At 75.5% G+C, this 19,973-nt stretch carries 17 protein-coding genes; 7 read left to right on the plus strand and 10 right to left on the minus strand.

Features of this window, described 5'->3' with window-relative positions:
• Positions 1–94: 94 nt before the first annotated feature.
• The 3 genes from ACGFS9_RS10395 to ACGFS9_RS10405 all read right to left on the minus strand — a co-directional run bounded on the left by ACGFS9_RS10395 (position 95) and on the right by ACGFS9_RS10405 (position 5,106).
• Positions 95–1,975, minus strand: coding sequence for a VWA domain-containing protein (locus ACGFS9_RS10395; RefSeq protein WP_393251998.1), 1,881 nt, complete (start codon positions 1,973–1,975; stop codon positions 95–97).
• Between the two features lie 160 nt (positions 1,976–2,135).
• Positions 2,136–4,064: an FUSC family protein gene (locus ACGFS9_RS10400; RefSeq protein ID WP_393251999.1), complete on the minus strand. Its 1,929-nt coding sequence runs from the start codon at positions 4,062–4,064 to the stop codon at positions 2,136–2,138.
• A 142-nt stretch (positions 4,065–4,206) separates the two neighbouring features.
• The gene (locus tag ACGFS9_RS10405; RefSeq protein ID WP_393252001.1) at positions 4,207–5,106 is read right to left on the minus strand and encodes a hypothetical protein; all 900 of its coding nucleotides are present in this window, start codon (positions 5,104–5,106) and stop codon (positions 4,207–4,209) included.
• A 239-nt stretch (positions 5,107–5,345) separates the two neighbouring features.
• Here ACGFS9_RS10405 and ACGFS9_RS10410 point away from each other — a divergent pair, with 239 nt between their 5' ends.
• Complete coding sequence (locus ACGFS9_RS10410; RefSeq protein WP_393252003.1) at positions 5,346–5,897, plus strand: SH3 domain-containing protein; 552 nt, start codon at positions 5,346–5,348, stop codon at positions 5,895–5,897.
• Positions 5,898–6,099: 202 nt separating this feature from the next.
• Here the strand turns inward: ACGFS9_RS10410 and ACGFS9_RS10415 are convergent, their stop codons facing one another.
• Entirely contained in the window at positions 6,100–6,534 is a 435-nt protein-coding gene (locus ACGFS9_RS10415; RefSeq protein ID WP_393252005.1) for a hypothetical protein, read from the minus strand.
• Between the two features lie 414 nt (positions 6,535–6,948).
• Between ACGFS9_RS10415 and ACGFS9_RS10420 the strand changes: the two genes are divergently transcribed.
• The 3 genes from ACGFS9_RS10420 to ACGFS9_RS10430 all read left to right on the plus strand — a co-directional run bounded on the left by ACGFS9_RS10420 (position 6,949) and on the right by ACGFS9_RS10430 (position 10,786).
• On the plus strand, positions 6,949–7,587 hold the full coding sequence (locus ACGFS9_RS10420; protein WP_393252007.1) for an NAD(P)-dependent oxidoreductase: 639 nt from the start codon (positions 6,949–6,951) through the stop codon (positions 7,585–7,587).
• Positions 7,588–7,661: 74 nt separating this feature from the next.
• Positions 7,662–8,855 carry a PP2C family protein-serine/threonine phosphatase gene (locus ACGFS9_RS10425; RefSeq protein ID WP_393252008.1) on the plus strand — a complete coding sequence of 398 codons (1,194 nt, stop codon included), beginning with the start codon at positions 7,662–7,664 and terminating at the stop codon, positions 8,853–8,855.
• Positions 8,856–8,974: 119 nt separating this feature from the next.
• A complete protein-coding gene (locus tag ACGFS9_RS10430; protein ID WP_393252010.1) occupies positions 8,975–10,786 on the plus strand; it encodes a hypothetical protein in 1,812 nt (603 codons plus the stop codon).
• Positions 10,787–11,010: 224 nt separating this feature from the next.
• Here ACGFS9_RS10430 and ACGFS9_RS10435 read toward each other — a convergent pair whose 3' ends face one another.
• Both ACGFS9_RS10435 and ACGFS9_RS10440 read right to left on the minus strand, forming a co-directional pair.
• Entirely contained in the window at positions 11,011–12,252 is a 1,242-nt protein-coding gene (locus ACGFS9_RS10435) for an amidohydrolase (protein WP_393252012.1), read from the minus strand.
• A gap of 122 nt (positions 12,253–12,374) precedes the next feature.
• Positions 12,375–12,530 carry a hypothetical protein gene (locus ACGFS9_RS10440; protein WP_393252014.1) on the minus strand — a complete coding sequence of 52 codons (156 nt, stop codon included), beginning with the start codon at positions 12,528–12,530 and terminating at the stop codon, positions 12,375–12,377.
• Between the two features lie 151 nt (positions 12,531–12,681).
• Between ACGFS9_RS10440 and ACGFS9_RS10445 the strand changes: the two genes are divergently transcribed.
• Complete coding sequence (locus tag ACGFS9_RS10445; protein WP_393252016.1) at positions 12,682–14,025, plus strand: helix-turn-helix domain-containing protein; 1,344 nt, start codon at positions 12,682–12,684, stop codon at positions 14,023–14,025.
• Between the two features lie 584 nt (positions 14,026–14,609).
• On the opposite strand, the gene ACGFS9_RS10450 is transcribed toward ACGFS9_RS10445, so the two are convergent.
• Together ACGFS9_RS10450 and ACGFS9_RS10455 are read right to left on the minus strand one after the other, a co-directional pair.
• Complete coding sequence (locus ACGFS9_RS10450) at positions 14,610–14,885, minus strand: hypothetical protein (protein ID WP_393252018.1); 276 nt, start codon at positions 14,883–14,885, stop codon at positions 14,610–14,612.
• Between the two features lie 11 nt (positions 14,886–14,896).
• Complete coding sequence (locus ACGFS9_RS10455; protein ID WP_393252019.1) at positions 14,897–15,364, minus strand: MarR family winged helix-turn-helix transcriptional regulator; 468 nt, start codon at positions 15,362–15,364, stop codon at positions 14,897–14,899.
• Between the two features lie 62 nt (positions 15,365–15,426).
• Between ACGFS9_RS10455 and ACGFS9_RS10460 the strand changes: the two genes are divergently transcribed.
• Together ACGFS9_RS10460 and ACGFS9_RS10465 are read left to right on the plus strand one after the other, a co-directional pair.
• On the plus strand, positions 15,427–16,251 hold the full coding sequence (locus ACGFS9_RS10460; RefSeq protein WP_393252020.1) for an alpha/beta fold hydrolase: 825 nt from the start codon (positions 15,427–15,429) through the stop codon (positions 16,249–16,251).
• 369 nt (positions 16,252–16,620) lie between these two features.
• Entirely contained in the window at positions 16,621–16,842 is a 222-nt protein-coding gene (locus ACGFS9_RS10465) for a hypothetical protein (RefSeq protein WP_393252021.1), read from the plus strand.
• 40 nt (positions 16,843–16,882) lie between these two features.
• On the opposite strand, the gene ACGFS9_RS10470 is transcribed toward ACGFS9_RS10465, so the two are convergent.
• Both ACGFS9_RS10470 and ACGFS9_RS10475 read right to left on the minus strand, forming a co-directional pair.
• Positions 16,883–18,889, minus strand: coding sequence for a TerD family protein (locus ACGFS9_RS10470; RefSeq protein ID WP_393252110.1), 2,007 nt, complete (start codon positions 18,887–18,889; stop codon positions 16,883–16,885).
• A gap of 229 nt (positions 18,890–19,118) precedes the next feature.
• Positions 19,119–19,961: a hypothetical protein gene (locus ACGFS9_RS10475; RefSeq protein WP_393252022.1), complete on the minus strand. Its 843-nt coding sequence runs from the start codon at positions 19,959–19,961 to the stop codon at positions 19,119–19,121.
• Positions 19,962–19,973 lie beyond the last annotated feature (12 nt).

Genomic DNA, 19,973 nt, shown 5'->3' on the forward strand with positions numbered 1-19,973 from the left:
TGAAATCGTAGCCGACACGCAGGGGCCGCCCGCTTCCCGTTCTGCAGGGTGGGAAGGGGCGGCCGGTGACGCGGTGCCGGGGCGGCGGTGTGCGCTAGGGGCGCCAGTTCTCCAGCACGCCCTCGTAGACCTCGGCGTCGGTCAGTTCGCGCGGGGCCGGGCCTGCGTGGAAGAAGGCCGTGTTCCCGGACTTCAGCCGGCGGAGGTAGTCGAACGTCCTGTTCTCCGGCTCGCCGAAGGCGATGAAGGAGAAGAACACGTCCGGGTGGTCCTTGGCCGCGCTCGCGAGGGCCTGGGTGGCCGGGGTCTTGGCGTCGGGCGCCCCGTCCACCTGGAAAAGCACCAGGGCCGGGACCTCGGTGTCCGCCTTCCGGTGGTGCGCGACGACCTCCTCGACCGCCACGTGGTAGCTCGTGCGGCCCATCCGGCCGAGGCCGGCGTGCAGGTCGTCGACCGTGTTCTCGAACGCCCCGAGCGTGAGGGTGCCGGTGCCGTCCAGTTCGGTGGAGAAGAAGACGACGTGGACGGACGCCGCCGGGTCCAGGTGGGCGGCGAGGGCGAGGGCCTGCTCGCCGAGCGCCTGGGCGGAGCCGTCCTTGTAGTAGGCGCGCATCGACGAGGAGCGGTCGAGCACGAGGTAGACGCGGGCGCGGGTGCCGGTCAGGCCCCGCTTCTTCAAGACCGCGCCCGCCTCCTTGTACGCCGTCACCAGCGCCGGGGCCTTCGACCGCACCGTGGCCGGGGAGACCGCGGGGGTCGCCGCGGGGGCTGCCGCGGCGTCCGGCGCGGCCTCGGCGGCGGTGACCGCGGTCTCCGCCTCCGCCGGCTCCGTCACGGGAGCGGGCTCGGGCTCGACCACGGTGGCCGGTTCGACGGCGGCCCGGGGCTCGGTCACCGCGACCGGCTCGGCGTCCTCCTCCGGCCCGGCGGCGAGGCCGGGCTCGACCACCGCGACGGGGCCCGCCTCCGCCACGACGATGTTCTCGGCCTCGACCACCGTGGCGACCTCGGCGACGGGCCCGGCCTCGTCGGCGGTCTCCGCACCGGCCTCGGCGGCCTCAGCGGACGCGGTGTGCGTCGCGGCTCCGGGAGCGGCGGACTCCGCCCGCGCCCCCTCGGGCTCGGCTGCCGCCTCGGCGGGCTCCGTCTCCGGGGTGGGGGCCGTCTCGGGCTCGGCCGGTTCGACGGCCTGCTCCGTGTCGGTGGCGGGGGCCATCTCGGGCTCGGCGGCGGGGGCGGCGGCCGTCTCGGGCTCGGTCGGTTCCACTGCCCGCTCCGTGTCGGTGGCGGGAGCCGCGGCGAGCTGGTCCCCGGCAGCGGGGCTCGCCTCGGGCTCGGCTGCCGCCTCGGCGGGCTCCGTCTCCGGGGTGGGGGCCGTCTCGGGCTCGGCCGGTTCGACGGCCTGCTCCGTGCCGGCGGCGGGGGCCACCTCGGCCTCGGCCTCGGTCGGTTCGACGGCCTGCTCCGTGTCGGCGGAGGGGGCCACCTCGGCCTCGGCCTCGGCAGCGGGGACCGTCTCGGGCTCGGCGGGGGCGGGGGTCCCCTCGGGCTCGGCCGCCGGCTCCGCTGCGGGCTCGGCCTCGGCGGGCTCTGCCGCCGCGGGTTCCGCCGCCGCGGTGGGCTCCGTCGTCCGTTCGGCGGTCGGGGCCTTCGGTGTGGCCGGTTCCGGGGTTGACGAGGACTCCGCCTCGGGGGAGGGCGTCTGCTGGGGGACGGTCACGTTGTCGAAGGCCGCCGACACCAGGTCGTCGACGACGGAGGGCTCCGGCTCGCCGGCCGGGGCCGGGATCCTCGGCTCGGCGTCGGGACGGCGGGTGGCGTCCGGTTCGGCCCGCGGTGCGTCGGCCGGAGCCGGTTCGGCCTCCTGAGCAGGAGCCGGAACCGTCGGCGTCGCCTCTCGCGAGGTCTCCGCGTCGGCGTCACGCCCCTTGCGTGAGCGGCCGAACGCATTCCGCAGGAGAGTGAGAATGCCCATGTGCGCAACCCTTCGCGTGAGTTGGTGCCCGTCGAACCCTGGCCAGGACGGACACGTAAGGTTAGCGGCCACGGAAGGTGATCTTCGGCAGGGGCGGCACCCTGGTCAGGGGGCCCGTCAACACCCTTATCGGACGACCCCGTTCACCGTGCGCCGGTCCTCAGTGAGGCGAGGCGATGGTGCGGGCCGCCGCGACCTCCTGGCGCACCGGTTCGAGGACGCTGCCCGCCGGGCCGGTCAGTTCCGTGCGGACGGCGACCAGTACGTCCGTTTCGCGCAGTCGGTCCGACAGGTCCCGCAACTGGCGCGCGACGGCGCCGATCTCCGCGGCGGACGGCTCGGCCGCTCCCCCGCGGACCCGGACGCGGGCCGCGGTCGTCGCGTCCACGATCCGCTCGACGGCGACCACGAGCGGCATCCAGGCCGCGGCCCGGCGGCCGTTGGGCGGCGGTTCGGTCAGGGCCCGCTGGAACTCCGTGCGGATGGACGACAGGTCGCGGTACAGCCGGCGCCGGAGGCGGGCGCGGGCCGCCGGGTCGGCGCGGTCGCCGAAGGCCAGCTCGACGTAGGCGGACGTGTCGGCGACCGCGTCCGCGAGCCGGTCGCCGACCCGGGCGTGCCAGCTCTCCGGCCACAGCAGGTACCCCGCCACCAGGGCGATCGCGCAGCCGACGAGGGAGTCGACGAGGCGGGGGACGACGAGGCCGGCGCCCTGGTGGTTCAGGACGTCGGACAGCAGGAGGATCACCGGGGTGATGGCGGCCGTCTGGTAGCCGTAGCCGCGCGGGGTCAGCGCCGGGATGAGCGGCGCGAGCAGCAGGATCACGGCGACGTCCGCCCAGCCGCGCGGCACCGCGGTCAGGACCGCCGCGGCGACGACGAGCCCGGCGACGGTGCCGAGTGCGCGCAGCAGCGCCCGGGAGAACACCGAGCCGAAGTCGGGCTTCATGACGAAGGTGATGGTGAGCGCGACCCAGTAGGAGCGCGGCACGGTGACGGTGGAGACCAGCACCTGGGCGAGACCGATGCACAGGGCGAGCCGGATGCCGTAGCGCCAGGAGGCGGCCGACAGCAGGACGCCCCGGGTGGCGCGCGCGGTGCGGACCCGCAGGGAGGCGGGCCGGCCGAGCCGGTCGTCGAGGGGGGCCGGGGAGCGGTCGGCGACGACGCCGGCCGCGTGCCGCACGGCGTGGTCGACGGCGCGTGAGGTCTCGTCGACGGGAACGGGAAGCCGCAGGTCGACGGGGGTGGCGGAGCCGCTCTCGACGGCCTCGGCGAGCCGGTGCACGGCTGCCGGGACCGCCGCGGGCAGCGGTCTGCCCCGCTGGTGGGCGGCGGGGGCGCACTCGACGACGGGGGTCACGGCGTTGAGCTGGGCGAGCAGTCGGACCAGGTCGGGGCTGCGGCCGTGGTGGAAGACGCGCCGGGCGAGGACCGCGTCGTAGGACGCGTTGAGCGACCGGGTGACGGTCAGCCGGAGGTCCTCGTAGGCGCCGGTGCCGCTCGCGGCGAGCAGGTCGCCGACCGTGCGGTAGGTGTCGGCGACGGCGGCCCGCTCCGGCACCCCCGACCGCAGCGGCCAGGCCAGCAGCGCCAGCAGGAGGACCAGGAGCCCGCCGCCGGACATCAGGACGGGGGCGAGCCACCACGGGCCGGGCAGCGGGAGACCCGCCCCGATCACGCAGTTGAGCAGAAGCAGCAGCCCGCCCACGGAGGCGACGGCCCCGATCGAGGACATCATCCCGGAGACGAGGGCGACCCCGGTCACGGCGGCCACGGCGACCCAGCCCCGGCCGAAGACCAGGGCCCCGATCGTGACGCCGACCGCGCCGAACAGCTGCGGCACGGCGATGTTGAAGATCCGCATGCGGTACGCGTCGGCCGTGTCGCCGATGACCCCGGAGAGCGCCCCCATGGAGGCGAGGGCGCCGTACGCGGGCCGTCCGCAGGCGAGGCCGACGGCGAGCGGCAGCGCCATGGCGACGGCGGCCCGGACGACGGCGGCCCGGTTGACGGGCGAGCGCTGCGGGGTGAGGTTCCTGACCAGCCAGTCGGGCGGGGTGAGGCCGATGGGGAACACGCGGGACATGTCCCAAGTATGAAGGTCGGCGCGGCTCGCCCGGATCGTCCGGTGCCGCTCGTGCGGACCGGTCACGGCGGTGGCGGCGCCGCGGCCCCGGCCGGTGCGCCGGGCGCCGATCGTGACGCCGGCCCCGCCGGGCGGTTCCGGGTCAGGCGCCGACCCGGGTGGACCGGTCCGCAGCGGCCTGACCGGGAGCGTCGGCCGCTCGCCGGTGGCGGGTGTAGGCGCCGGCGAGCGCGGCGGTCAGAGCCACCGTCAGACCGGCGGCCAGGAGCAGCCAGGAGACGAACCGCAGGGTCTCGGTGAGGGCGTCGTACACCGCGCCCGCGGCCGTGCGGGACACCCCGTCCGGCAGGCCGGCGAGCGTCAGCCCGCGGCCCACGGCGACCGCCGCGGCGAGCAGCGCGGCGCCCAGCGCGGTGCCGATGCCCGTCGCGAGGACCGCCCTGCGGCGGCGGACGGCGAGGACGACGCCGACGGCCGCGAAGGCGACCGCCGCCACGGGCAGCCAGAATCCGGCGACTTCGAGCACGTGGAACCCCTTCCGGAGCCGGGCCAGGTCCGCGGCGCCCAGCACGGTGACCTCGGTGTGCTCGACGGGGATGCGGTCGGCGAGCGGCATGTGGTCGGCGGCGAGCCGGCGTTTGACCCGCTCGGTGACGGGCGCGAGGTCCACCGTCACCGCACCGGCGCGGTCGTCGCGCAGCGCCCGCATCACCGCGTCGTGGGCGGCCATGTTGGCGGTCTCCCAGGCGGTCCGGTACGCCTCGGTCTCGGTGAACGACAGGACGGCGTCCCGGACGTAGTGGTTCACCGGGCCCTGGAGCCTCGGACGGACGTGCACCTCGCGCAGGATGCCGTCGCTGACCCCGGCGGCCACCGCGTCCCGGACGTCGGCGTCCGCGGCGAGCGGGGCGACGGTGGCCTCGTACCGGTCGGAGTCGCCGAGTCCGTACGTCGCCCACGTCGACAGCGCGCCGAGGGGCGCGAGGAGGCAGGCGAGGGCGATCAGCACCGCCGACAGGACGCTCCGGACACGAGGGGACACCCCTCCAGGCAATGCCGCGGCGGCCCCGCGGGCGAGTGGGATGACTGCAAATGGACGCGGACGACAAGCCGAACGGGGGCGGGGAGCGCCCCGCGTCCCACGGGGGCCGCCGGCGGGGCGCCCGCGGCACCGCTCGGCCCAGGGGCCCCATGGCCTCCGTCCGTTCGGGTGGAGGGCTCACTCGAACGGGTGTTACCTGGGTCTGGGGGATCTCGGGTTCCGGGCAGAAGGAGGCCGATATGCGCACCACCCCGGCCCTGCGGACGGCCGTCGCGGCCCTGATCGGCGGCGGTGTCCTCACCGTCGCCGCCGCCGGCACCTCTCTCGCGGCGGCGCCGTCGTCGCCCTCCCACGGCTCGGACCGGCCCGTCCTGGGCACCGTCGTCTCGCGCGGTGAACTGAACGTCCGGCTCCAGCCCAGCACGGCCTCGCCGGTCGTCGGGGCGCTCGCTCCGGGCAGCTCGGACCGCGTCCGGTGCGAGGTGAGCGGTCAGCGCGTCCTCGGCGACGCGCGGTGGTACTGGCTGACCGGCGCGCACGCCTGGGCCAGCGCCGCCTTCGTCGACACCGGCGGGCACCCGGTGCCGAGCTGCGCGGACCCGTGCCCCGGTGAGAAGGACGGCGTGTGGCACAACGCCCACTGGGACCACGACGGCCGGGACCCCGGCCAGGACCCCGGCTGGAGCCGGGACGACTCGGGTTCCTGGACGTTCAGCGTCTCCGCTTCGTGGACCTGGACGGTGTCCGTCTCCTCCGCGGATTCCTGGGACTGGGTCCCGGGCGGCGGCTGACGGCGGGCGCGGACCGGACGCCGGGCGGTGACCGGCGGACGAGGTGGGTGAGGGAGCACGGGCAGGCCCCGGCCGCCGGCCGGGGCCTCCCCGTCATTTCGCCGCCGTGCCTCCCTGGCGGGTGCGCTCGCCGTACCTCGATCGGGGTGCGCTCGCCGTGCCGAGTGAGGGGGGAGGGGCGCACCGCCGTGTCTCCGGTCCGTCAGCGCGGCCGTCCCTGCGCGTCCTCGTGCGTGTAGTAGTGGTAGAAGGTCCCGACGAACACGCCCGCGAAGACCCCCAGCGACATGAACACGCACAGCAGGACGGACGCGCCGCTCTGGCTGACGAGGAAGCCGAGGGCGCAGCCCGCGAACGCGGCCCAGGCCAGTGCGTGCAGCGCGGGGTGCGTCTTCCTCGTCAGCGTGAGCACCGCGAAGAAGGCGGCGGCGAAGACGATCGCGGACACGAAGCCGAACAGCACGTTCCAGCCCGTGATCGGGCCGGCGTCCCGGTTGGTGTTGGCGGCCCAGAAGCCGTACACGAGACCGGTGGCGACGGGCACCGCCCACCTGCCGACGGCGTGCGCGCGGGGCCCGAAGACCTCGATCGGTTCGGAGGTGCGCGGTGTCCCTGACACGGGTGCTGCGTGCGCCATGGGAGGACTCCTCTCTGCTGGCCCCCGCCTTCCAGGGCACACCCCGCCCGTGCCCCCGGCAACTCGGGGCGCGCGGCCCGTCGGGCGGGCGTCGCCCGGGCGCTTCCGCGCGCCCCGGGAGCCCCGCACGGCGCCCCACGCGAGGTGCCCCGCGGGCCGTACCGGGAAGCCGCTCGCGGCCCCCGTCCACGGCCCCGTCCACGGCCCCGTCCACGGCCCCGTCCACGGCCCCGTCGCCGGACCCCCGGCGGGGAGCGCCGCGCGGGGTCCGGCGACGGGTCCGCGGGACGCCGACCGGAGTACCGAGGGTGGTGCCGGCCCGTCCCGCGCGCCCGGGTCCCGTGGAACGCGCCGTGCTCCTTCCGGGCGCACGCCGACATGCGGTGATCATGGCCGCGTGCTTCGCTGAGGTCCATGAAGCTCGTACTCTTCGGCGCCACCGGCATGGTCGGCAGCCGTATCGCCACGGAGGCGTCGGCACGCGGACACCAGGTCGTCGCGGTGAGCCGGTCCGGCCAGTCGCCGGTGCCCGGCATCGCCTCGACGGCGGCCGACGCCGCGGACCCGGCGAAGGTCGCCGAGCTGGTGGCCGGCGCGGACGCGGTCGCGTCGGCGTGCGTGCCGCCGCGGGACGGCTCCGACCCGCGCGAACCCTTCCTCACCCTCAACCGGTCCCTCGTGGACGGGGTCCGGGCGGCCGGGGTGCGGCGGCTGGTGATCGTCGGCGGCGCCGGCACGCTGGAGGTCGCGCCGGGCCAGGCGGCGTGCGAGCAGGCCGACTTCCCCGACGCCTACCTGCCCGAGGCACTCGCCCACCGCGACACCCTCGCCTTCTACCGGAGCGACGTCGACGACCTCGACTGGACCTATGTCTCGCCCGCGGCGGAGATCGCCCCCGGCGAGCGCACCGGTGAGTTCCGGATCGGCGGCGACCGCATGCTGTTCGACGCCGAGGGCAACAGCCGGATCAGCGCCGAGGACTACGCGATGGCGTTCGTCGACCAGCTGGAGATGCCCGTCCACCCGCACGCCCGGATGTCGGTGGCGTACTGAGCGAGCCGGGAGGCGGCGTCCGGAGGAGTCCGGGGCGGCGCCTTTCGTCCCGGACGAAAGGGCGGTGGCGCACCATGGCCGCCCGCACAGCGCTGCTCGACCGGCTCCCGCGCGCCGGCCGCGGGGACGTCGTCCGACGGCAGACGCCGCTGCTGCTGTTCGGGCGCAGCGTCGCCTGGATGCCGCCGCTGCTGCTGCTCATCGGCATCGCCCTGCTCGACGCGAACACCTCCGGGCGGTTCCGGATCATCTCCTGGGTCGCCCTGGTGCCCGCGATCGCCGCCGCGCTCTGCGGGGTCGGGGGCACGGCGGCGCTGGCCGTGCTGTCGCTGCTCACCTACGTCGCCATCGACCGCTCGTGGCCGCACCAGTACCGCACGGGCCTGCCCGACTTCATCCTCGTGCTGGCGGGCGGCCTGCTCGCGGTCCTCGCCTGCACGGTGCGGGTCCGCGGCGAGCGGCGCATGCTGCACATGCGGGACGTCGCCGAGACGACCCGGCGCACGGTGCTGCGGCCCCTGGTCCCGGGATGGGGCGGCCTGGACCACGCGGCCGTCTATCTCACCGCCGACAGCGAGGCACGGGTCGGCGGGGACTTCTACGACATCCAGCCGGGACCGCACGGCACCCGGCTGCTGCTCGGCGACGTGCAGGGCAAGGGACTCGGCGCGGTGGAGGCGGCCGCCGCGCTGCTCGGCACGTTCCGGGAGACGGGCTACCACGATCCGCTCCTGGGGACGGTCGCCGGGCGGCTGGAGGTCCGGATGCTGCGGCACGTCCGCTACCGCGCGGCGCTCGGCGGTGACGAGGGCGACCGGTTCGCGACCGGTGTCCTCGTCGGCTTCCCCGTCGACGCGCTGCCCACCGTCGAGGTCGTCAACTTCGGTCACGACCCGCCTCTGGTGGTCGGCCCCGCGGGCGTGCGGAGCCTGCCGCCGGGCGGCGGGCTGCCCCTCGGCATGGGCGAGTTGGCGGCAGGCCCGCCGCCGGTGCTGCGGGTCCCGCTCGCCGTCGGCGAGACGCTGCTGCTGGTCACCGACGGGGTGACCGAGGCCCGCGACCCGGCCGGCGCGTTCTTCCCGCTGCGCGACGCCGTCGCCGAGGCGCTGGCCCGGGACGCGGCTCTCGCCGATCCGGCGGTCCTCGTCCGTTTCGTCCGCGACGCGACATTGCGCCACGCGGCGGGCCGTCTCACCGACGACACGACGATCTTCGCCGTGCGGCGAAGGCCGGGCGGTGCCGCGGCGGGCCCCGACGCCGTCGTTTGAGACCGGCGCGGGCGTCCGGTACGGGCCGCAGGAGGGCGGGAGTTCGGGGTCGGCGCGTCCCTTCCGCGCAGGCGCAGCGGTTACGGTGCTGACGTACGTGATCGATGGGGAGGAAACCGATGCCCGGAACCGTGCTGCTCCTCGCGGCCTCGCCGGTGGGCAAGGGATGCCTGGTGGACGCCGCGTCCGTGCTCCCCGTCCTCGCGGCCGTCGCCCCGGCGGTGCTGTCGGGCACCGAGACCGCGAACGTGGTGGAACTGGCCGACCCGCTGGATCCGCAGGCGGTGCTGACCCGGCTGCGGGCGGCGGCGACGGCGCCGGGGCCGCTCACGATGTTCGTGACCGGGCAGCTCCACCTGGACCGGCGGCAGCGGCTCCCGCATCTCGCCCTGGCCCGCACGACCCCGGCGACGGTCCGCTACACCGCCTTCCCCTGGCACTGGATCACCGAGGAACTCCGGTTGCGCCCACCGGGTCTGACCAGTGTCGTCGTCGATCTGCACGCGGACGCCGAGGCGTGGGACCTGCTGTCGGGCCGCCCCCTCGGCGCCGGCCCGGCGACCGCCCTGTACGGCAGGGTGGCTCCCCCGCCCCCGCGCCGCACGCTGGCCCGGCCCTCGTACATGAAGGCCGTCGCCACGCTGCTGCGCAGCGGGTACCGGCCGCCGCCGGCCGCACTGCACGCGCAGGCCCTCGCGCGCACCGAGGCCGAGGAGGCGGGCCGTCCGGGACCGGCGGACCTGGTCTACGGGTCCGGGCCGTACGGCCCGGCGGGAGCGGCCGGTCCGGGTGCGGGGACGACTGTCCCCGCACCCGGACCGGAGCCCCGCACGGCGTCCGGACCGGCGTCGGTCCCCGGTGGCGACCCCGCTCCCGCGGGGGCCGCCACCCCCGCGTCGGCGGCGGTCGCGGAGGCCGGGCCGCCCGCGTTCCCGCCCACCCCCGGCGGGACCTGGGCCGGCCGGCCCTGGCCTCCCGCACCGGAGTTCGCCCCTGCGGAGAGCGCCGGCACGGCCGGCTCTCCGCCCGTGCCCCCGTACGCCACGGGCCGGCCCGCGGCGAGCGCCGCCGGGCAGGGCGACGCGGCGCCCGGGCCGACACGGCCCGCCCCGCCGGAGGAGGGCCGTCCCGACCCGGCCGCCCCGCTCACCGCGGGGGAGCCCGCTGGGGACCCGCTCACCGCGGGGGAGCCCGCTGGGGACCCGCTCACCGCGGGGGAGCCCGCTGGGGACCCGCTCACCGCGGGGGAGCCCGCCGGGGACCCGCTCACCGCGGGGGACAGTCCGACCGCCGCGGGCCCGCTCGTCGCCGGGCCGCCGTCGCACGGGGAAGGTTCTGCGGCGCCCCCGGACCAACCGCCCGTCGCGGAGGGGCCGGTGCCTCTCGGCGCCGAGCCGCCCGTGACCGCGCCGCCGCCGCGCGCTGTGCCACCCGGTGGACCCGTCACCGCCGCGGAGCCTTCGGGCCGTGTCCCCGCTCCGGCGCCCGCACTGCGGGGTTCGGCCCGCCTCGATCCGCACGAGACGATCACCACGGCCGTGCGGGCGGGCCGGCACGGCGAGGCGCTGGCGCTGGCCGGGGCCCGGGAGGAGGAGGCGGCCAGGGTCCACGGGCCGGCGTCCGAGCAGGTGCTGCACTGGATGGAGGTGCGGGCCGACCTCGCGATGTTCGCGGGCGACCCGGAGCGCAGCTGCCGTACCTGGCTGGCCGTCGCGGCGGCCCGGCTGGACGCGGGCCAGAGTCCGGACGCGCCGGAGGTGGAGTCGGCCGTGGACCGCGCCCACCACCAGTGGGGCAGGGTCGACGCGCCGGCGCCGGCGCGCGAACTCGGCGCGGAGCTGGCCGCCTTGAGGCTCAGGGTCCCCGGACGCCGGGAGGGCGCGCTGGACCATGTCCGGCGACAGCTGCGGCAGTTGCAGACGCAGAGCTGACCCGGCGCGGGCCCCGGAAGGAGCCGGCCCGGTACGGTCCCCCCGGTGCTGCCCGGTGCTGCCCGGTGCTGCCCGGTGCTGCCCGGTGCTGCCCGGTGCTGCCCGGTGCTGCCCGGTGCTGCCCGGTGCTGCCCGGTGCTGCTCGGTGCTGCTCGGTGCTGCCCGTCCGCGGGGGCCGCCGGGGCGGGCCGGGCCGCGCGGTGATCGGTGCGCCGCCGCCGGGCTCAGGTGGTCAGGGCGGTGAGGGCTCCCGAGACCAGGGTCCGGACGCCCGGCGCGACCGTGGAGAGGTCGGGGGCGAAGTGCGGACTGTGGTTGCCGGGCACGGACTCCAGCCGGGTCATCAGGTCGTCGCCGCCGGGGGCCGCGTTCCACACGTCCAGCGGGGTGCCGGTCACGAACCAGTAGGAGTAGGGGAGTCCGCCCGCCGCGAGCCGGGAGAAGTCCTCGCTGCCCATCGCCGGGCCCGGGTCGAGGACGGTTCCGGCGCCGAAGACCTCGCCGTGCACGGCGGCGATCCGCCGGTCGGTCTCGATGTCGTTCACCGTGACCGGGAAGTCGTTCCCGACGGTGACCTCGGGCTCGCGCGGGCAGCCGGCCGCCGCGCACTCGCCCGCCGCCACACGGCGTACGGCGGCGATCATCCGCCGGCGCACCTCCGGTGACTGGGTCCGCAGGTTGAGGGCGATCCGGGCCTCGGACGGGATGATGTTGTGCCGGGTGCCCGCCTCGATCCGCCCGACCGTCAGCACGGCGGACTCGCGGGCCGCGACCTCCCGGCTGACGACGGTCTGGAGCCGGGTCACCAGGTAGGCGGCCGTCACCACCGGGTCGACGGTCGACTCGGGACGCGAGCCGTGGCCGCCCCGCCCGTGCACCACGATGTCGATGTCGGTCGAGGCGGACATGACCAGCCCCGGGGAGTGCGCGTAGAGGCCGACGGGGCCCGGCGCCACGTGCTGGCCCAGCAGCACGTCCGGCCGCGGGAAGCGCTCGTGGAGTCCGTCCGCGACCATGCGGGCCGCGCCCTCGCCGGTCTCCTCGGCGGGCTGTCCGACCAGGACGAGCGTGCCGGACCAGGCGACGCGGCCGGCGGCGAGCGCCGCGGCGGCCCCGGTCAGCCAGGTGACGTGCAGGTCGTGCCCGCAGGCGTGCATGACCCCCTCGGTCGCGGAGGAGTACGGCAGTCCGGTCGCCTCGGCCACGGGCAGCGCGTCCATGTCGGCGCGCAGCAGGACGGTGGGCCCGTCCCCGTTGCGCAGCACGCCCACCACGCCCGTGCCGCCCACGCCCTCGGTCGTCTCGTACCCGCCGGCCCGCAGCCGCTGCGCGAGGGCGGCGGCCGTACGGTGCTCGTGCAGCGAGAGTTCGGGATGCCGGTGCAGGTCCCGGTAGAAGTCCTCCAGGTCCGGGACCGGGAGGTCGGAGGTGAGATCCAGAGCGGTACGGGCTGCGGCTGAGGTCACCGGGCCAGCGTAGGCCGCGGAGGGCGGCGTCGGCAGGGTGCGGCGGGCGCGGTCCGCGCGGGAGAGGGCGCGCGGACCGCGGGCCGGCGGGCGCACCGTCCGGCGGGGCCGGCGCGGGCCGGTCAGCGCCCGGCGGCCGGTGCCTCCTGTCCGGCGGGGTGCGCCCCGGGAACGGCGGCCCTGGCCGGGCCGACGTTCGCCACCGTCACCAGCGCGGCGACCGCGAGGAGCGCGGCGAGAAAACCTCTGGAGTAGCGCGCGGAAATACGTCGGAGCACGGCGACCTCGCAACAACAGCGGCGTATTAAGCAGGCTTAATCCGTCGCTTAACGTAGAGGCTCCCGACCTCACCTCGCAAGGGGGCCAAGGGAGTTGGACGATAGTCAAAAGCCGGACCGACGTAACTCGGCTTAATGGCATGCTTAAGTCATGGCGGAGCGGGACGGCCCGGAGATCATCGGGCGCAGGGTGCATCAGCTGCGGAACGAACGCGGTCTGACGCAGAGACAGCTGGCCGAGCCCGCCTACACCCCCGCGTACATCTCGACGCTGGAGGCGGGTCGCGTGCGGGCCTCCGAGCCGGCGTTGCGGCACATCGCCGACCGGCTGGGGATCGCCTACGAGGAGCTGGCCACGGGGCGCCCCGCCCACCTCGCCACCGACCTGCGGCTGCGGCTGACCGACGCCCAGCGCACGCTCGCGACCGGCGATGCCGAGGCCGCGGCCGACGCGTACGCCGCACTGCTGGCGGAGGCGGTCGCGCACGGCCTGGCGGCCGAGGAGGCGGCGGCGCTGCTCGGGCTCGGCGAATGCGCCCTGGACACCGGGGACCTGGAGACCGCGCGGCTGCGCTTCGAGGAGTCGGAGCGGCGGATCGGCGACGCCCCGCTGCCGCAGCGGGTGCCGGCCGTGCGCGGCCGGGCGACCTCCCACTACCTCGCCGGCGAACTCCGCTACGCCTGCTACCTGTTCGAGTCCACCCTCGACGAGCTGAACCGGACGGGCCTGCACGATCCGGAGGCCCTGCTCCTGCTCTACACGGGCGTCATCGCGCCCTACATGGACATGGGCGCGCACGCGCGGGCCGCGCAGGCGGCGGAGTTCGCGCTCGCGCTCGCGCCGCAGGTCGGCGACCCGGCGCTGGTGGCCCGCATGCACCGGTCGGTGGCGCGGACGATGATCGCCGAGGGGCGGATCGCCGAGGCGGACGTGTCCCTCGGCAAGGCCGCCGAACTCTACCGGCAGCTCCAGATCCGCACCGAACTCGCCAACTGCCACTGGATGCGCGGCTACCTCTACGCGCAGAACGGCGAACTGGAGCGCGCGGAAGCCGAGTTGCGCGAGGCGCAGGCGATGCTCTCGGCCAGGCGTGCCGCGCTCTACACCAGTCAGGTCGCGGTGGAACTGGCGGACGTGCTGCACCGCTCGGGTAAGTCCGAGGAGGCGGCCCGGCTGCTGCACCAGGTGCTCGGCGACCTGAGCTCCGAGCGGGGCGCCATCCACTCGGCCGCGGCGCACCGGCTGCTCGGCATCATCGCTGAGGACGCCCGGGACACCGACGCGGCGGAGGAACACTACGTCCGGGCGATGAGTCTGCTGGAACGCGCCGGCGCCGCGGGTGACCTCGCCGACCTGTGCCGGCTCCTGGGCGACCTGCTGCGCCGCACCGGCCGGGTGGAGGCGGCCCTGGACGCCTACCGGACGGGCCTGGGCCACCGGACCGCCCCCGGCACGACGACCCTGGGCCCGGCCCCGGCCCAGCCGCCGCTCTGAGACCCACGAGCCGCGGCCGTCCGACCTCGGTGGCCAGGTCCGGCGTCCCCCGCCCGACGTGCAGCGTCCGGCGTTCCGCGTCCGGCGTTCGGCGTGCGGTGCCGAGGTCCGTGGACCCGCGCGGTGGGCTGACGCCGAGGGTCACGCGAGCGGCGTCCGGCGTTCCGCCTGTCGGGCCGAGCCGTGCGGAGCCGCCGTGGTCCGCCGTTGCGGGTCAGGTGGGCGGCGTCCGTCGGGCCGTGTCCGATGGCCCGCGTGTTGAGCCGAGTTCGTGGGCACGCGCGGTGGGCTGACTGTGTCGGTCGCGCGGGCGGCGTGCGACGTGCCGTGTCCGATTGTCCCGCGTGTGGAGCCGAGTTCGTGGGCACGCGCGGTGGGCTGACTGTGTCGGTCGCGCGGGCGGCGTGCGACGTGCCGTGTCCGATTGTCCCGCGTGTGGAGCCGAGTTCGTGGGCACGCGCGGTGGGCTGACTGTGTCGGTCGCGCGGGCGGCGTTCGACGTGCCGCGTCCGAATGGCCCGCGCGTCGAGCCGAGTTCGGTGGGGGCGCGCCGAGGCCGCGTGCAGGTGGGGCGACGCCGCGGGTCACTCCATCCGTTCCACGGCCTCCTTCGCCTCCAGCAGGCTCGCTCCCGTGACCTGCCGGTACACCTTGATCGCCTCGATCTTCCTGCCCTCGCGCAGCAGCGCGCCGACCTGCGGCTGCCAGGACTGCTCCTCCTGGATGCCGAGGTGGCCGAGCACCAGGTCGAGTTGCCGCTCCACGCGGGCGATCTTCCGCTGGGTGCGTTCGATCCGGACCTGGAGTCCGGAGAGGCACGCGAGCAGCAGGGCGGCGGCGAAAAGAACCCATATCTCCATGGTCACGGATCTTAGGGCGCGTCGTCCGGTGAGCCCACACGGCGCAACAGGGCCAGCAGCACGGCCCGTTCGGATGCGGTCAGCGGACCGAACGACGCGTCGAGGACCTCGCGGGTGACGGTGCGGCCCGCGGCCAGCACGCGTTCGCCGGCCTCCGTCAACCGGTGTTCGATCCGCCTGCCGCGGCCGGGGCGGCGCTCCACGAGGTGCCGGGCGGCGAGCCGGGACGCCAGGGTGCCGAACGACTGGTCGCCCTGGAAGGTGGCCGTCGCCAACTCGTGCGCCGAGGCGCCCGGGGCCCGGGAGATCGCCCGCAGCGCGTCCCACTGCGCGAGCGTCGTGCCGACCTCGGCGAGCCGGGTGTCGAGCGCGCGGTGGTGCCGGTACTGCGCCTCCTTCACGGCGCGGCCCAGTTCTTCGACGTCGGCGGAGGGGGGCGCGGCGCCCGCGGCTTCCTCCCGCTCGTGGTTCGCGGTCATGACCGCATTCTAGGGCGCATCTATGCTTGCGTATATACGAATACGTAGATAGCGTGCGGGGTATGACGTCACCCGAGATCCCCGCCCTCACCCGCACCGTCCGGCAGCACCCCGACCTCGCGCTGACCCTCACCGAGACCGGCCCGGCCGGGGGCCCGCTCGCGCTCGTCCTGCACGGCGGCGGCGGACCCGGAACTGTCCAGGGCGTCGCCGCGCACCTGGCCGTCCGGCACGGCATGCGCGCCGTCGTTCCCACCCACCCCGGCTGGAGCGGGACCCCGCGTCCCGACCGGTTCACCCGCATCGACGACCTGGCCCTCGCCTACCTGCGGCTGCTCGGCGAGGAGGAGGGCCGCGAGGTCCTCGTCGTCGGTTCCTCGCTCGGCGGCTGGATCGGCGCGGAGATGGCCGTCCGCGACGACGGCGCCCGCATCCGCTCCCTGGTGCTGATCGACGCCGTCGGCGTGGCCGTCCCGGGCGAGCCGGTACGCGACGTCCTGGGCCTCCGGCCGGACGAACTCGCCGCCTACTCGTTCCACGACCCGGCCCGCTTCGCGGTGGACCCCGGCACACTCACCGAGGACCGGATCGCCGCCCGGCGGGCCGACATGGCGACGATGCGCGTCCTCGCCGGCGAGCCGTACATGCACGACCCGACGCTGCTCGACCGACTCGACCGCGTGTCGATCCCGACGCTCGTGCTGTGGGGCGAGAGCGATCGCGTCGTGACACCGGCGTACGGGAGGGCCTATGCCGCCGCCTTCGCGCGGGCCCGGTTCGAGACGATCCCCGAGGCCGGCCACCTGCCGCAGATCGAGCGGCCGGCCGAGACGTTCGCCGCGCTCGACACCCATCTCGCCTCGCTCACCCCCACGCCCACACCCTGACCTTGACCTACGGCTCTGTGACCCCCCTCACCCGTGACTCCTCTCGGGCCCGTGACCCCTCTCGGGCTCACGCCCCGCCCCCTCGGGCCCGGTGCCGTCGGCCGGGTCCCGCCGCCCCGGACGCGCGGCCGGAAATCCGCGGTCCGGGCGGGAGGGGGCCCCGCCGGGTGGCCGCGCCGCCCGCCGGGGAGATCACGCGACCGCGCTCCGGCGGCTGACCTCCGGTAACGCGGAGCCGCACCCGCCGCGCCGACCCCACGGCCGCCCCGGCCGGCGTCCTCGCCGAGTGGGCGGCGACACCGAGTCGGAGCGGGATCGAGACCATCAAGCCCTACCGCGCGGCGGAATAGGGCCCATACTGGCAACACGATGACGAAACCCTCCGCGCCCCGGCGCCACCTGCCCACCAGCCCCTTCGCCGCCCCGGTCGTGCCCGTGGCCAAGGAGTTCAGCCTCGGAGACCGTGTTTCCCACGACCAGTACGGCCTGGGCACGATCGTCGGCGTCGAAGAGGGCATCGCGATGCTCGTCGACTTCGGCTCCCGCCAGGTCCGCGTCCTGAGCCCCTACACCCGGATGGACCGGCTCTGACGCCCGCCCGCTGACACCACCGCGTCCCGGCCCCGCCGGTTCAGCCCGCGGCGGCCCGCACCTCCGGCTGCCGGGGGCGCGGTGCGCGGCGGTCGAGATGGACGACGACGTGCGTGTGGAAGCGGTCGACGGAGTCGTCGACACTCCGGATGAACCCGGACTCGGCGTTGCCACGGGTGTTCCCCATGCCCCGGAAGAGTGACAGCCGGAAACCGGTGATCTGCGCGCCGTTCCTCGGCAGGATGTCCGCCGGCTCGGGCCGCAGGCGCTCCAGCGTCCCACGCGGCCCGCCCTGTTCTCCGGCCACCAGGGTCTCCACATGGAGATCGGCCGGAGCCTCGTCGAGCTGCCGCACGAGCCGCTTGGCCCAGGTGAGGGGATAACCCTGCTCCGGTGCCGGGATCTCGACGGACGTCCGCAGCTTGCCCGTCCGCAGGTCGGCGCAGAGGGCGAGGACACCCGGTGTTCCCTCGATGCGCAGTTCGGCGTCGAGTCGGCCGTCGAGGCACAGCCGGTCCGCGAGCGCGGCACGCCGGGCCCGCGGATCCGATCCGCGTCGGGCCCGCTGGACGGGAAGCACCTTCTGGCCGAGTTCACCGCCGAGCCGCAGACACACCTGGCGCACGAGCCGTTCCCAGCTCTCCACGACGTCCACGGCGCGCGAGTCGCCCTGGCACAGCGTCTCCTCGTCGATCCCCTTGCGTACCGGCACCCAGGCCGGGCCCATGTTCTGGAAGCCGTGGCACCCGGAGTTCTCGTGCTGGAGGTAGTGCAGCAGTTCGTGCAGCAGCCAGGCGTGCGCGGCGTTGGCGACGCCCTCGTGACGGATCAGCATCTGCGCCTGGTGGGCCACCTCGGCCCAGGACAGGTGCCAGATCGCCACCTTGTTCTTGCGCCGTCCGTCGGTCTTGACGTCCACGAGCGGGCTGCCTTCGAGCTCCACGTCGTTGGTGAGCGTGATCACGGCCTCGTACCCGCGCCGGGCCGCGATGTCGACGTACGCCTGTACCTGATCCCGCTTCAGCGGATTGCCGTTCGTCTTCGTCTCCACGAGGGCGGTCCACAGCTTTCCCGCCCGCTCGACACGGATGACGCCGTCCGGCCGTCGCGGGGAGTCGCCGTGGGGGAGCGTGACTTCGGTGAAGGTCTCCATACGGCCGGCCGGTGCCCCGAAACCGGCCGTGAGTCGTCGACCGAACTCCGGTACCTGAGCCATCACGGAGAGCAGGACCGACGTCGCCCGGGTCTCCCGCTCGCGGTCGCTCTTCAGGGCCGCGGCGGGGAAGAGCCTGGCCGTGCGCCACGCGTCGTTCTCGGCCAGGGACTTCTTCGCCACCTTGGGCAGGGTGACCTTCTTCTTCGCCGTCCGCGGACGGGGTTCGGCCGGGGGCGGGACGGGTGCCGGGCGCTCCGCCGCGGCCCCGACCATCGCGGCCCCGACCACCGCCTCCTCGACCACCGCCTCCTCGACCGACGCCGTCTCGGCGGGGGCCTCCGGTTCGCCGTCCGCGGCGTCGTCGATGTCGACGCCGAAATCGGTGGCCAGTCCGGCGAGACCGGTCCCGTACCCCTGGCCGATCGCGCGGAACTTCCAGTCGCCGGACCGGCGGTAGAACTCTCCGAAGAGCAACGCGCCGACCGGTCCGGCGTCCGCGATGGCGAAGCGCAGCAGTCCGTCGCCTGAAGCGTCCGCGACGTGCACGCGCAGATCGTCGAGCTCCCCGAATCCGGCACCCTCGTCGCGGCTGGCGGCGACGACGATCCGCTCGACGTCCGCCGGGATGGCGGTCAGGTCGAAGGTGATGCGGTCCTCGTTCCCGTCGGCCGTCGGCGCCTTGCCGAGCAGTTGCACGCTGCCGTCGGGGGCGACGGGGTGGTTGTAGAAGTAGAAGTCCGCGTCGCTGCGTACCTTGCCGTCGGCGGCGAGCAGCAGCACGGACACGTCCGCGTCCCCCTCGCCCGTCGGACTGCTCCAGCCCAGGCTCACCATCACCGAGCCGACGTCCGTGCCCAACGACGTCAGACCGATGTTGGCACCCTTGATCATCTCGTGCACGAGGCCCCCCAGATGCACGGCCGCGCGGGCGTGCCGCGGCGGCCCGTTTCCTTGCCATGTGTGACGCGCCCCACACCCTGCGCATCGCTGGGCACCCTATCCCCCGACGTCGGGGAGGGGCACGCGATCGACTCGATTGCCCCTCGTCCGCCGGGACACACCGTCACGGCACGCGGAGGGCGCCGCGCACGCACACCTCCCCCCGCCACAGCTCCCCGCCTCACCCCTGCGTGGGCTGGGGGGACTTTCCGTTCAGGACGTCCTTCAGGCGGTCGGCGCCCGCCTCCGCGGCCTGGGTGGTGGAGTCGTGCTCGGTGCCGGAGAGGCCGCCGTTGGTGAGGGAGAGGGCGCTGTCGCCGACGCGGACCGCGGCGAAGTCGAGCGTCAAGGTGTCGGGGTTGCCGTCGAGCTCGCCGGTCATCTTGATCTGGAGGCCCTTCCTGGCGTCACCCGCGTCGTCCAGGTCCGTGTGGATGACCTGGACCGTCTGCCGGCCGCCCTTGGTGCTGACGGCGGTGAACTGGTCGCACTTGTCGGGCAGCGAGTCGAGCCACGTGAACCGCTCGTCCAACGCCTGCTTGCCGTAGGCGGCGACCTGGTAGCGCATCTGCGCCTCGTTGTCGCTGTCGTCGAAGCCGGTGACGGCGCTCTCGCCCTGCGGCTTGCCCAGCAGGTCCTCGGCGTACAGGCCGTCCAGCAGCTTCTGGCAGTCGGCCGCGTCGTCCTTGTGGGTGACGAACTGGGAGGCGTCGACCGTGCTCTTCAGCAGCGCGTCCCGCCAGGTCGCCGCTCCCTCGGAGTCGGTCCACTGCGATGGCAGGTCCTCGTTGGTGATCAGGGCGGTGCGGGCCTCGTCCTTGGTCAGCTCGCGGACGGCCGGGGAGGAGGACGCGGCGCGCGGCTCGTCCGCCACGGGCGACGCGGAGACGGGGGAGGCCGAGGACGCGGGGGACGCCGAGCGGTCCGCGCGGGCCGGATCGTCGCCGCCGCCGGCGCAGGCTGCCGTCGACAGCAGCATCCCCGCGGCGAGGGCGGACGCGAGGACACAGGACGGACGGTTCATGCGGAGCCTCCC

It is taken from the genome of Streptomyces sp. NPDC048566 (assembly GCF_043199735.1).
GTDB lineage: Bacteria > Actinomycetota > Actinomycetes > Streptomycetales > Streptomycetaceae > Streptomyces.

Bases quoted from the DNA above. Each gene is read 5' to 3' on its own strand.
- ACGFS9_RS10395 (WP_393251998.1), bottom strand. From the start codon at position 1,975: ATGGGCATTCTCACTCTCCTGCGGAATGCGTTCGGCCGCTCACGCAAG.
- ACGFS9_RS10400 (WP_393251999.1), bottom strand. From the start codon at position 4,064: ATGTCCCGCGTGTTCCCCATCGGCCTCACCCCGCCCGACTGGCTGGTC.
- ACGFS9_RS10410 (WP_393252003.1), top strand. From the start codon at position 5,346: ATGCGCACCACCCCGGCCCTGCGGACGGCCGTCGCGGCCCTGATCGGC.
- ACGFS9_RS10415 (WP_393252005.1), bottom strand. From the start codon at position 6,534: ATGGCGCACGCAGCACCCGTGTCAGGGACACCGCGCACCTCCGAACCG.
- ACGFS9_RS10420 (WP_393252007.1), top strand. From the start codon at position 6,949: ATGAAGCTCGTACTCTTCGGCGCCACCGGCATGGTCGGCAGCCGTATC.
- ACGFS9_RS10425 (WP_393252008.1), top strand. From the start codon at position 7,662: ATGGCCGCCCGCACAGCGCTGCTCGACCGGCTCCCGCGCGCCGGCCGC.
- ACGFS9_RS10430 (WP_393252010.1), top strand. From the start codon at position 8,975: ATGCCCGGAACCGTGCTGCTCCTCGCGGCCTCGCCGGTGGGCAAGGGA.
- ACGFS9_RS10445 (WP_393252016.1), top strand. From the start codon at position 12,682: ATGGCGGAGCGGGACGGCCCGGAGATCATCGGGCGCAGGGTGCATCAG.
- ACGFS9_RS10450 (WP_393252018.1), bottom strand. From the start codon at position 14,885: ATGGAGATATGGGTTCTTTTCGCCGCCGCCCTGCTGCTCGCGTGCCTC.
- ACGFS9_RS10455 (WP_393252019.1), bottom strand. From the start codon at position 15,364: ATGACCGCGAACCACGAGCGGGAGGAAGCCGCGGGCGCCGCGCCCCCC.
- ACGFS9_RS10460 (WP_393252020.1), top strand. From the start codon at position 15,427: ATGACGTCACCCGAGATCCCCGCCCTCACCCGCACCGTCCGGCAGCAC.
- ACGFS9_RS10465 (WP_393252021.1), top strand. From the start codon at position 16,621: ATGACGAAACCCTCCGCGCCCCGGCGCCACCTGCCCACCAGCCCCTTC.
- ACGFS9_RS10470 (WP_393252110.1), bottom strand. From the start codon at position 18,889: ATGATCAAGGGTGCCAACATCGGTCTGACGTCGTTGGGCACGGACGTC.
- ACGFS9_RS10475 (WP_393252022.1), bottom strand. From the start codon at position 19,961: ATGAACCGTCCGTCCTGTGTCCTCGCGTCCGCCCTCGCCGCGGGGATG.